Consider the following 9447-nt stretch of genomic DNA (forward strand, 5'->3'; position numbering starts at 1 on the left):
CCTTAGAACTGAAGGCCAGCTTCACGGGCAGCATCTGCCAGTGCCTGGACTCGACCATGATATTGGAAACCGGAACGGTCAAAGGATACTTTCGCAATCCCTTTTTCCAACGCGCGCTCAGCCAGAGCTTTACCTACGGCTGCTGCTGCGTCTTTGTTACCGGAATACTTCAGTTGCTCCGCGATAGCTTTTTCTAAAGTAGAAGCGGCTACCAGTACTTCAGAACCGTTTGGAGCAATCACCTGTGCGTAAATGTGACGCGGGGTACGATGTACCACCAGGCGGGTTGCACCCAGCTCTTGGAGCTTGCGGCGTGCGCGGGTCGCACGACGGATACGAGCAGATTTCTTATCCATAGTGTTACCTTACTTCTTCTTAGCCTCTTTGGTACGCACGACTTCGTCGGCGTAACGAACACCCTTGCCTTTGTAAGGCTCAGGACGACGGTAAGCGCGCAGATCTGCTGCTACCTGGCCAATTACCTGCTTATCAGCGCCTTTCAGCACGATTTCAGTTTGGCTTGGGCATTCAGCAGTGATACCTGCCGGCAGCTGGTGATCGATAGGGTGAGAGAAGCCCAGGGCCAAATTCACCACGTTGCCTTTAACGGCAGCACGATAACCAACACCTACCAGTTGAAGCTTCTTGGTGAAGCCTTCGGTAACACCAACAACCATTGCGTTCAGCAGAGCGCGCGTGGTACCCGCTTGGGCCCATGCGTTAGCAAAACCTTCGCGCGGAGCGAAAGTCAGTGCGTTAGCTTCTTGCTTCACTTCAACGGCGTCGTGGATAGTACGAGTCAACTCGCCGTTTTTACCCTTAATCGAAATAACCTGACCGTTGAGTTTTACCTCTACGCCGGCAGGAATGACGACGGGTGCTTTTGCAACACGAGACATTCTTTCCTCCCGAATTAAGCTACGTAGCAGATAATCTCGCCACCAAGACCAGCCTGGCGAGCTGCACGATCGGTCATAACACCTTTAGAGGTAGAAACAACAGCGATACCCAAACCGGCCATAACTTTTGGCAGCTCATCTTTCTTCTTGTAGATGCGCAGACCTGGACGGCTGATACGTTGAATGCTTTCTACCACAGCTTTGCCCTGGAAGTACTTCAGTACCAGTTCCAGAACAGGCTTGGCGTCGCCTTCGATTTTGAAATCTTCAATAAAACCTTCTTCCTTCAGCACGTTGGCAATTGCCACTTTCAGCTTGGAGGAAGGCATGGTGACCGCAACTTTGTTCGCGGCTTGACCGTTACGGATACGGGTCAGCATATCCGCGATCGGATCTTGCATGCTCATCTGTCTTTACTCCCGTGATTCAATTGGTAATTACCAGCTAGCCTTTTTCAAGCCTGGTACTTCACCGCGCATAGCGGCTTCACGAAGCTTAATACGGCTCAACCCGAATTTGCCCACATAACCATGTGGACGGCCAGTTTGGCGGCAGCGTTTACGCTGACGAGACGGGCTGGAATCACGCGGCAGAGTTTGCAGCTTGAGAACGGCATTCCAACGATCTTCATCGGATGCGTTCACATCAGAGATAATAGCTTTCAGTTCAGCGCGTTTTGCAAAGAACTTGTCAGCTAATTTCACGCGCTTGACTTCGCGTGCTTTCATTGATTGCTTAGCCATCAGTAACCCTGCCTTACTTGCGGAACGGGAAGTTAAAAGCAGCCAGCAGCGCGCGGCCTTCATCATCAGATTTCGCAGTAGTGGTAATGGTAATATCCAAACCACGAACGCGATCGACTTTGTCGTAGTCGATTTCTGGGAAGATGATTTGCTCACGCACGCCCATGCTGTAGTTGCCACGGCCATCGAATGACTTGGCGGACAGGCCACGGAAGTCACGGATACGTGGAACAGCAATGGAGATCAGACGCTCAAAGAACTCCCACATGCGTTCGCCACGCAGAGTTACTTTACAGCCGATCGGATAGCCCTGACGGATTTTGAAGCCTGCAACAGATTTGCGGGCTTTGGTGATCAACGGTTTTTGACCGGAGATGGCTGCCAGGTCCGCTGCGGCGTTATCCAGCAGTTTCTTGTCAGCAATCGCTTCACCAACACCCATGTTCAGGGTGATCTTCTCGACCCGAGGGACTTGCATGACAGAGTTGTAATCAAACTGAGACATCAGTTGTTTGACTACCTCGTCTTTGTAGTAATCATGCAGTTTCGCCATCGTATTACTCCAAATTACTTGATAGTTTCGCTGTTAGACTTGAAGAAACGGACTTTTTTGCCGTCTTCGAATCTAAAGCCTACACGGTCAGCCTTGCCGGTAGCCGCGTTGAAGATAGCAATGTTAGAAACCTGAATTGCAGCTTCTTTCTCAACAATGCCGCCTGGTTGGTTCAGAGCCGGAACCGGCTTCTGGTGTTTCTTAACCAGGTTGATGCCTTCAACAATGACCTTGCCAGCAGACAGGACATTTTTTACTTTACCGCGCTTACCTTTGTCTTTCCCGGTAATCACGATAACTTCGTCATCACGACGGATCTTCGCTGCCATGTTCGCTCCTTAGAGTACTTCTGGTGCCAGAGAGATAATTTTCATGAACTTCTCATTACGCAGTTCACGAGTTACCGGCCCAAAAATACGCGTACCGATTGGCTGCTCGCTGTTATTGTTCAAAATAACGCATGCATTGCCATCGAAGCGAATGACAGAACCGTCCGGGCGACGTACACCCTTCTTGGTGCGCACCACTACCGCCTTCAGAACATCGCCTTTCTTCACCTTACCGCGAGGAATTGCTTCCTTGATGGTAATTTTGATGATGTCGCCGACGCCTGCGTAGCGACGGTGCGAGCCACCTAGAACCTTGATACACATTACGCGACGTGCACCGGAGTTGTCGGCGACGTTCAGCATAGTCTGTTCTTGGATCATTTTAGTGCTCCGCTAATGTCAACTACTACTTTAAAGACCCAAGTAAAAATTAGGCCGTTGAAAAGCCCCATAACCGAGGGCGCAGCATTATAACACCGCTTACTTGGTATGGGTAGAAAAAATAAACGGCTCATTTTCTGAGCCGTTTATTAAGTGAGAGCCAGCTACTCTATTACAGAATCGCTTTCTCTACAACGCGAACCAACGTCCAGGACTTGGTCTTGGACAGTGGGCGGCATTCGCGGATTTCCACCACGTCGCCGGTACCACATTCGTTGTTCTCGTCATGTACGTGCAGCTTGGTCGTACGTTTGATGAATTTCCCGTAGATTGGGTGCTTCACAGTACGCTCGATAGCAACAACGATGGATTTCTCCATTTTATCGCTAACAACACGACCCTGCAGGGTACGGATAACTTCAGTCATTTACACACCCGCCTTTTGAGTCAGTAAAGTCTTAACGCGTGCGACGTCACGACGCACTTGTTTCAACAGGTGAGTTTGTTGCAGCTGGCCACTGGCCGCCTGCATGCGCAAGTTGAATTGCTCACGCAGCAGGTTGAGCAGCTCGGCATTCAGCTCTTCAACGCTTTTTTCACGCAGCTCTTGTGCTTTCATTACATCACCGTCTTAGTTACAAAGGTGGTTTTGATCGGCAGTTTCGCTGCTGCCAGTTTGAATGCCTCGCGGGCAACCTCTTCTGGCACGCCGTCCATTTCGTACAGGACCTTACCAGGCTGGATCAGGGCAACCCAATACTCCACGTTACCCTTACCTTTACCCATACGCACTTCCAGCGGCTTCTCGGTGATCGGTTTGTCCGGGAATACACGGATCCAGATCTTGCCTTGACGCTTAACTGCACGAGTCATTGCACGACGAGCTGCTTCGATTTGACGAGCAGTCAGACGGCCACGGCCAACAGCTTTCAGACCGAAAGTGCCGAAGCTAACATCCGTACCTTGCGCCAGACCACGGTTGCGGCCCTTGTGCACCTTACGGAATTTTGTACGCTTTGGTTGTAACATCAGCGACTCTCCTTACTTGCGGCCTTTACGCTGCTGCTTTTTAGGTTGAGCAGCCGGTTCCGGTTGTTCAACTGCAGCCATACCACCCAGGATCTCACCTTTGAAGATCCATACCTTAACGCCGATTACACCATAAGTGGTGTGCGCTTCAGATGTGTTGTAGTCGATGTCCGCACGCAGAGTGTGCAATGGAACACGACCTTCGCGGTACCATTCGGTACGTGCGATTTCAGCGCCGCCAAGACGGCCGCTTACTTCAACTTTGATACCTTTAGCGCCAAGACGCATTGCGTTCTGTACTGCACGCTTCATAGCACGACGGAACATAACGCGACGTTCCAGCTGAGAAGTGATGCTGTCAGCAACCAATTTAGCGTCGAGTTCCGGTTTACGGACTTCGGCGATGTTGATCTGTGCAGGAACGCCAGCGATGTCCGCTACGACCTTGCGCAGTTTTTCGACGTCTTCACCTTTCTTGCCGATAACGATGCCTGGGCGAGCAGTGTGAATGGTCACACGGATGCTCTTCGCAGGACGCTCGATAACGATGCGAGAAACGGAAGCTTTCGACAGTTCCTTAGTCAGGAATTGACGAACTTTAAAGTCGCTGTCCAGGTTGTCAGCGAATTCTTTGGTATTCGCATACCAAGTAGAGTTCCAAGGTTTGACAATACCCAGGCGAATACCATTAGGATGTACTTTCTGACCCATTGCTAGTCTCCAGAGTCTCAGCGATCGGACACAACCACAGTAATGTGGCTGGTGCGCTTCAGGATGCGATCTGCACGACCTTTTGCACGCGGCATAATGCGCTTCATGCTTGGGCCTTCGTCTACGAAGATTTTCGTAACTTTCAGATCATCGATGTCAGCGCCATCGTTGTGTTCTGCGTTAGCAATGGCAGACTCCAGCACTTTCTTAACCAGACCAGCAGCTTTCTTGTTGGTGTAGGTCAGAGTTTCCAGAGCTTGCGACACTTTCTTACCGCGAATCAGGTCAGCAACAAGGCGAACCTTCTGAGCAGAAGAACGAGCGTGGCGATGTTTAGCGATAGTTTCCATCTCTTCCTCCTACCTTAGCGCTTTTTAGCTTTTTTATCAGCCGCATGGCCGCGATAAGTACGAGTCGGCGCGAATTCACCCAGTTTGTGACCGACCATTTCATCGGAAACGAACACTGGTACGTGCTGACGACCATTATGGACAGCGATGGTCAAACCGATCATGTTAGGAAAGATCGTTGAACGACGGGACCAAGTGCGCAAAGGCTTCTTGTCACCGCTTTCCACCGCTTTCTCTACCTTCTTCAGCAAGTGCAGGTCAATAAAAGGACCTTTCTTGAGAGAACGTGGCATGGCTTATCCTCTAATTATTTTTTGCTACGGCGACGTACGATGAACTTATCAGTACGCTTGTTGCTACGGGTCTTCTTACCTTTGGTCTGAACGCCCCACGGAGTTACCGGGTGCTTACCAAAGTTACGACCTTCACCACCACCGTGCGGGTGATCTACCGGGTTCATCGCCGTACCGCGAACGGTAGGACGAACACCACGCCAACGTGCAGCACCTGCTTTACCCAGAACGCGAAGCATGTGTTCAGCGTTACCGACTTCACCCAGGGTGGCGCGGCAATCAGCTGGAACTTTACGCATTTCGCCGGAGCGCAGACGCAGAGTTACGTAGGAACCATCACGAGCAACGATCTGAACGTAGGCGCCAGCGGAGCGAGCCATCTGGCCGCCTTTACCTGGTTTCATTTCTACGTTGTGAACCGTTGAACCAACTGGAATGTTGCGCATCGGCAGGGTGTTACCCGCTTTGATTGCAGCATCAACGCCAGATTGAATCTGGTCACCAGCTTTCAGGCCTTTCGGCGCCAGGATGTAACGGCGTTCGCCGTCTTTGTACAGAACCAGCGCGATGTTCGCGGAACGGTTCGGATCGTACTCCAGACGCTCAACCACAGCAGGGATACCGTCTTTGTTGCGCTTGAAGTCAACCAGACGATAGTGTTGCTTGTGGCCACCACCGATATGACGGGTGGTGATACGGCCATTGTTGTTACGACCACCGCTTTTGCTCAGTTTTTCCAGCAGCGGGGCATAAGGTTTACCCTTGTGCAGCTCAGGGTTAACCACTTTAACAACGTGGCGACGACCCGGAGATGTAGGTTTACATTTAACAATTGCCATTGTTCTTACTCCTCCGACTTACTCTGCGCCGCCGATGAAGTCCAGATTCTGGCCTTCTTTCAGGGTGACGTAAGCTTTTTTCCAGTCGCTACGACGACCAACACGCTGACCGTGACGTTTCACTTTCCCTTTAACTACCAGGGTGTTCACGTCTTCGACTTCGACTTCAAACAGTTTCTGCACTGCAGCTTTGATTTCTGCTTTGGTCGCGTCTTTGGCAACTTTGAGAACGATGGTGTTGCTTTTTTCCATCGCAGCGGATGCTTTTTCAGATACGTGCGGTGCACGCAGCACTTTCAGCAAACGTTCTTCACGGATCATGCCAGCATCTCCTCAACTTGCTTCACAGCATCAGCAGTCATAACCACTTTGTCGAAGGCGATCAGGCTAACCGGATCGATACCTGCTACATCGCGCACGTCAACCTTGTACAGGTTGCGAGCTGCCAGGAACAGATTCTCATCCAGTTCACCGGTCACGATCAGCACGTCTTCCAGAGCCATATCTTTCAGTTTCTGTGCCAGCAGCTTAGTTTTAGGCGCTTCTACAGAGAACTTCTCGACAACGATCAGACGATCTTGACGTACCAGTTCGGACAGGATGCTTTTCAGCGCGCCGCGGTACATCTTTTTGTTTACTTTCTGACTGTGGTCCTGTGGCTTAGCAGCAAAGGTCACGCCGCCTGAACGCCAGATCGGGCTCTTTACAGAACCTGAACGCGCACGGCCGGTGCCTTTCTGACGCCATGGCTTTTTGCCGGAACCAGTTACTTCAGCACGGGTCTTCTGAGCACGAGTACCTTGACGGGCACCTGCTGCATAAGCAACAACAACCTGGTGTACCAGCGCTTCGTTGAAATCACGACCGAAGGTAGTTTCGGAAACAGTCAGCGCGCTTTGCGCGTCTTTCAATACTAATTCCATTGCTATCCCCTTACGCCTTCACAGCTGGTTTAACGATCAGGTTGCCACCGGTTGCGCCCGGTACAGCACCCTTAACCAGCAGCAGGTTGCGCTCAGCGTCAACACGTACTACGTCCAGGCTTTGAACGGTTACGCGCTCATCACCCAGGTGGCCAGCCATTTTCTTGCCTTTGAACACTTTGCCCGGAGTCTGGTTCTGACCGATAGAACCCGGAACGCGGTGAGACAAGGAGTTACCGTGGGTAGCGTCTTGGGTACGGAAGTTCCAGCGCTTAACAGTGCCAGCAAAACCTTTACCTTTAGAAGTACCGGTAACATCGACTTTTTTAACGTCAGCGAAGATTTCTACGCTAATTTCCTGACCTGCAGCGAATTCTTGACCTTCTTCCAGGCGGAATTCCCACAGACCACGGCCAGCTTCAACGCCAGCTTTAGCGAAATGGCCCGCTTCCGGCTTGGTTACACGGTTAGCTTTTTTGCTACCAGTGGTAACCTGAACGGCACGGTAACCGTCGGTGTCCAGGCTTTTAACCTGAGTCACGCGGTTCGCTTCAATTTCAATTACGGTTACTGGGATAGAAACGCCATCTTCAGTGAAGATACGGGTCATACCCACTTTTTTACCGACTAAACCAATCATTGTTTCAACCTCTCAATCGCTCAATGACCTGATTAACCCAGGCTGATCTGCACGTCTACACCGGCAGCCAGATCCAGACGCATCAGAGCATCAACGGTTTTCTCGGTTGGCTCAACGATGTCAACCAGACGCTTGTGAGTGCGAATCTCGTACTGATCGCGCGCGTCTTTGTTGACGTGCGGAGAGATCAGAACGGTAAAGCGCTCTTTGCGAGTTGGCAGCGGGATCGGACCACGGACTTGCGCACCAGTGCGCTTTGCAGTCTCGACGATTTCCGCGGTTGATTGATCGATCAGACGATGATCAAACGCTTTCAGGCGGATACGGATTCTTTGGTTCTGCATGAGACCAGAGCTCCAATTATTTATAAACGTAAATAATTACTCCTCACACCCATTTCGATTGATGGGGGAGTGTAATCGTCAACATATAACCCCCATATCGGGAGTATTGTTCGAAAGGCAAAAAAGGCCTGCCAATCGACTGATTCGCTAAAATCAGGCTTACCAAGATTAGGTAAGCCCGCGCATTATACGCAAAATGGCCCAGGAAGCAAGCCGCAGTTGGAAATATGCTCAGGAAATCGTCATTTTTGCGCGTTCAGCGACGATCACGGGATGAAGGTGGCGATCAAGGTATGAATTATGCTTAGCGGGCGGCTCCCCTGCCCCACCGTAAAAACGGTCGCCGGCAGGAGAGGCGATGGCGAACGGAAGGCAGGCTTACTCTTTGCGCTCTAAAATCTGGGCCTGGGCATAGTTTTGAATGCCGAGGCGAGCGATCAGATCCAGCTCGGTTTCCAGCCAGTCGATATGCTCTTCTTCATCGGCCAGAATGTCGATCATCAAATCACGGCTGACATAATCGTGAATCGAGTCGGCGTAGGCGATACCTTCGCGCAGGTTCTTGGCGCCCGCCAATTCCAGCGCCAGATCGGAACGCAGCATCTCTTCAATGTCTTCGCCGATGTTCAGCTTACCGAGGTCTTGCAGATTAGGTATTCCTTCCAGGAACAGGATGCGCTCGATGTAGCGATCGGCATGTTTCATTTCGTCGATCGACTCGTGGTATTCCTTGTCGTTAAGGCGCATTAAACCCCAATTCTTGAACATGCGGGCGTGCAGGAAATATTGATTGATGGCAACCAGCTCGTTGCCGAGCAGCTTGTTGAGGTGAGCAATGATCTTTTTATCGCCTTTCATAGGTAACTCCTCCTGGCCAGTTCTAAAAGTGTAGAACCTGTAAGCCAAGAGTCAAAAATAACCTTACCCTTTGTTAGGCAACTTCATGCATTGGGATGATAGTTCCGCGTTCCTCCACCATAATCTGTCTTGCCTGACGAATGCACTTTCCACAATCGGTACCAATCGGCACAAGTTCACGCAGCTGCTTCATGGTATGGGGGTTGTGCTGACGCACCGCATTACGGATCGCTTTGTCAGTCACCGCATTACACAGACATACATACATAGAGAGACTCACTTCTTAACCAATGCATTGAGTCTAAATGGGAATGGTTTTTATTTCAATTAAGATTTATACAAATTGCATAAAAAAAGGGCACCGAAGTGCCCTTTTTTGTGTCGAAAAATTATTCGCGATTAAGCGATAACTTTAGCAACAACACCAGCGCCTACAGTACGGCCGCCTTCACGGATTGCGAAACGCAGACCGTCGTCCATCGCGATTGGGTGAATCAGGGTTACAACCATGTTCACGTTGTCGCCTGGCATTACCATCTCTACGCCTTCTGGCAG

20 protein-coding genes and 1 pseudogene are annotated in these 9447 nt (G+C 50.8%); all 21 read right to left on the reverse strand.

Translation table 11 applies throughout. The features are described from left to right. Positions 1–2: 2 nt before the first annotated feature. A complete protein-coding gene (gene rplR, locus ACJ8IJ_RS23710) occupies positions 3–356 on the reverse strand; it encodes a 50S ribosomal protein L18 (protein WP_004929748.1) in 354 nt (117 codons plus the stop codon). Between the two features lie 9 nt (positions 357–365). After that, positions 366–899 carry a 50S ribosomal protein L6 gene (gene rplF, locus ACJ8IJ_RS23715; protein WP_004929751.1) on the reverse strand — a complete coding sequence of 178 codons (534 nt, stop codon included), beginning with the start codon at positions 897–899 and terminating at the stop codon, positions 366–368. A gap of 14 nt (positions 900–913) precedes the next feature. Next, positions 914–1306 carry a 30S ribosomal protein S8 gene (gene rpsH, locus ACJ8IJ_RS23720; RefSeq protein WP_004929753.1) on the reverse strand — a complete coding sequence of 131 codons (393 nt, stop codon included), beginning with the start codon at positions 1304–1306 and terminating at the stop codon, positions 914–916. 30 nt (positions 1307–1336) lie between these two features. Beyond that, complete coding sequence (rpsN, locus tag ACJ8IJ_RS23725; protein WP_004929754.1) at positions 1337–1642, reverse strand: 30S ribosomal protein S14; 306 nt, start codon at positions 1640–1642, stop codon at positions 1337–1339. 13 nt (positions 1643–1655) lie between these two features. Further along, entirely contained in the window at positions 1656–2195 is a 540-nt protein-coding gene (gene rplE, locus ACJ8IJ_RS23730) for a 50S ribosomal protein L5 (protein WP_004929756.1), read from the reverse strand. Positions 2196–2209: 14 nt separating this feature from the next. Next, on the reverse strand, positions 2210–2524 hold the full coding sequence (gene rplX / locus ACJ8IJ_RS23735) for a 50S ribosomal protein L24 (protein ID WP_004929758.1): 315 nt from the start codon (positions 2522–2524) through the stop codon (positions 2210–2212). A gap of 9 nt (positions 2525–2533) precedes the next feature. Continuing rightward, positions 2534–2905, reverse strand: a complete 372-nt coding sequence (gene rplN, locus ACJ8IJ_RS23740; protein WP_000613954.1) for a 50S ribosomal protein L14 — start codon at positions 2903–2905, stop codon at positions 2534–2536. A gap of 172 nt (positions 2906–3077) precedes the next feature. Beyond that, positions 3078–3332 carry a 30S ribosomal protein S17 gene (rpsQ, locus tag ACJ8IJ_RS23745; protein WP_004929760.1) on the reverse strand — a complete coding sequence of 85 codons (255 nt, stop codon included), beginning with the start codon at positions 3330–3332 and terminating at the stop codon, positions 3078–3080. After that, positions 3333–3524, reverse strand: a complete 192-nt coding sequence (gene rpmC / locus ACJ8IJ_RS23750) for a 50S ribosomal protein L29 (RefSeq protein ID WP_004929762.1) — start codon at positions 3522–3524, stop codon at positions 3333–3335. Next, positions 3524–3934 carry a 50S ribosomal protein L16 gene (rplP, locus tag ACJ8IJ_RS23755; RefSeq protein WP_004929764.1) on the reverse strand — a complete coding sequence of 137 codons (411 nt, stop codon included), beginning with the start codon at positions 3932–3934 and terminating at the stop codon, positions 3524–3526. The genes rpmC and rplP overlap by 1 nt, the downstream gene beginning before the upstream one ends. Positions 3935–3946: 12 nt before the next feature. Next, entirely contained in the window at positions 3947–4645 is a 699-nt protein-coding gene (gene rpsC, locus ACJ8IJ_RS23760) for a 30S ribosomal protein S3 (RefSeq protein WP_004929766.1), read from the reverse strand. Between the two features lie 17 nt (positions 4646–4662). Next, positions 4663–4995 (reverse strand): 50S ribosomal protein L22, encoded by a 333-nt coding sequence (rplV, locus tag ACJ8IJ_RS23765; protein ID WP_002223844.1) that lies wholly within the window; start codon positions 4993–4995, stop codon positions 4663–4665. Positions 4996–5009: 14 nt separating this feature from the next. Next, positions 5010–5288, reverse strand: a complete 279-nt coding sequence (gene rpsS / locus ACJ8IJ_RS23770; RefSeq protein ID WP_004929772.1) for a 30S ribosomal protein S19 — start codon at positions 5286–5288, stop codon at positions 5010–5012. 14 nt (positions 5289–5302) lie between these two features. Beyond that, positions 5303–6127, reverse strand: coding sequence for a 50S ribosomal protein L2 (gene rplB, locus ACJ8IJ_RS23775; RefSeq protein ID WP_004929775.1), 825 nt, complete (start codon positions 6125–6127; stop codon positions 5303–5305). 18 nt (positions 6128–6145) lie between these two features. Beyond that, positions 6146–6448 carry a 50S ribosomal protein L23 gene (rplW, locus tag ACJ8IJ_RS23780; RefSeq protein WP_004951179.1) on the reverse strand — a complete coding sequence of 101 codons (303 nt, stop codon included), beginning with the start codon at positions 6446–6448 and terminating at the stop codon, positions 6146–6148. Next, a complete protein-coding gene (gene rplD / locus ACJ8IJ_RS23785; RefSeq protein WP_004929779.1) occupies positions 6445–7050 on the reverse strand; it encodes a 50S ribosomal protein L4 in 606 nt (201 codons plus the stop codon). The genes rplW and rplD overlap by 4 nt, the downstream gene beginning before the upstream one ends. Positions 7051–7060: 10 nt before the next feature. Then, a complete protein-coding gene (gene rplC, locus ACJ8IJ_RS23790; protein WP_015379265.1) occupies positions 7061–7690 on the reverse strand; it encodes a 50S ribosomal protein L3 in 630 nt (209 codons plus the stop codon). Between the two features lie 32 nt (positions 7691–7722). After that, positions 7723–8034, reverse strand: coding sequence for a 30S ribosomal protein S10 (rpsJ, locus tag ACJ8IJ_RS23795; protein ID WP_001181005.1), 312 nt, complete (start codon positions 8032–8034; stop codon positions 7723–7725). A 378-nt stretch (positions 8035–8412) separates the two neighbouring features. Continuing rightward, positions 8413–8892 carry a bacterioferritin gene (gene bfr, locus ACJ8IJ_RS23800; RefSeq protein WP_004929784.1) on the reverse strand — a complete coding sequence of 160 codons (480 nt, stop codon included), beginning with the start codon at positions 8890–8892 and terminating at the stop codon, positions 8413–8415. A 73-nt stretch (positions 8893–8965) separates the two neighbouring features. After that, on the reverse strand, positions 8966–9160 hold the full coding sequence (gene bfd, locus ACJ8IJ_RS23805) for a bacterioferritin-associated ferredoxin (protein ID WP_015379266.1): 195 nt from the start codon (positions 9158–9160) through the stop codon (positions 8966–8968). A gap of 131 nt (positions 9161–9291) precedes the next feature. Then, positions 9292–9447 (reverse strand): annotated as a pseudogene (gene tuf, locus ACJ8IJ_RS23810) (elongation factor Tu); the annotation flags it as partial.

It is taken from the genome of Serratia sp. CY40230 (assembly GCF_052168835.1).
Classification (GTDB): domain Bacteria; phylum Pseudomonadota; class Gammaproteobacteria; order Enterobacterales; family Enterobacteriaceae; genus Serratia; species Serratia nematodiphila.

Bases quoted from the DNA above. Each gene is read 5' to 3' on its own strand.
- rplR (WP_004929748.1), bottom strand. From the start codon at position 356: ATGGATAAGAAATCTGCTCGTATCCGTCGTGCGACCCGCGCACGCCGC.
- rplF (WP_004929751.1), bottom strand. From the start codon at position 899: ATGTCTCGTGTTGCAAAAGCACCCGTCGTCATTCCTGCCGGCGTAGAG.
- rpsH (WP_004929753.1), bottom strand. From the start codon at position 1,306: ATGAGCATGCAAGATCCGATCGCGGATATGCTGACCCGTATCCGTAAC.
- rpsN (WP_004929754.1), bottom strand. From the start codon at position 1,642: ATGGCTAAGCAATCAATGAAAGCACGCGAAGTCAAGCGCGTGAAATTA.
- rplE (WP_004929756.1), bottom strand. From the start codon at position 2,195: ATGGCGAAACTGCATGATTACTACAAAGACGAGGTAGTCAAACAACTG.
- rplX (WP_004929758.1), bottom strand. From the start codon at position 2,524: ATGGCAGCGAAGATCCGTCGTGATGACGAAGTTATCGTGATTACCGGG.
- rplN (WP_000613954.1), bottom strand. From the start codon at position 2,905: ATGATCCAAGAACAGACTATGCTGAACGTCGCCGACAACTCCGGTGCA.
- rpsQ (WP_004929760.1), bottom strand. From the start codon at position 3,332: ATGACTGAAGTTATCCGTACCCTGCAGGGTCGTGTTGTTAGCGATAAA.
- rpmC (WP_004929762.1), bottom strand. From the start codon at position 3,524: ATGAAAGCACAAGAGCTGCGTGAAAAAAGCGTTGAAGAGCTGAATGCC.
- rplP (WP_004929764.1), bottom strand. From the start codon at position 3,934: ATGTTACAACCAAAGCGTACAAAATTCCGTAAGGTGCACAAGGGCCGC.
- rpsC (WP_004929766.1), bottom strand. From the start codon at position 4,645: ATGGGTCAGAAAGTACATCCTAATGGTATTCGCCTGGGTATTGTCAAA.
- rplV (WP_002223844.1), bottom strand. From the start codon at position 4,995: ATGGAAACTATCGCTAAACATCGCCACGCTCGTTCTTCTGCTCAGAAG.
- rpsS (WP_004929772.1), bottom strand. From the start codon at position 5,288: ATGCCACGTTCTCTCAAGAAAGGTCCTTTTATTGACCTGCACTTGCTG.
- rplB (WP_004929775.1), bottom strand. From the start codon at position 6,127: ATGGCAATTGTTAAATGTAAACCTACATCTCCGGGTCGTCGCCACGTT.
- rplW (WP_004951179.1), bottom strand. From the start codon at position 6,448: ATGATCCGTGAAGAACGTTTGCTGAAAGTGCTGCGTGCACCGCACGTA.
- rplD (WP_004929779.1), bottom strand. From the start codon at position 7,050: ATGGAATTAGTATTGAAAGACGCGCAAAGCGCGCTGACTGTTTCCGAA.
- rplC (WP_015379265.1), bottom strand. From the start codon at position 7,690: ATGATTGGTTTAGTCGGTAAAAAAGTGGGTATGACCCGTATCTTCACT.
- rpsJ (WP_001181005.1), bottom strand. From the start codon at position 8,034: ATGCAGAACCAAAGAATCCGTATCCGCCTGAAAGCGTTTGATCATCGT.
- bfr (WP_004929784.1), bottom strand. From the start codon at position 8,892: ATGAAAGGCGATAAAAAGATCATTGCTCACCTCAACAAGCTGCTCGGC.
- bfd (WP_015379266.1), bottom strand. From the start codon at position 9,160: ATGTATGTATGTCTGTGTAATGCGGTGACTGACAAAGCGATCCGTAAT.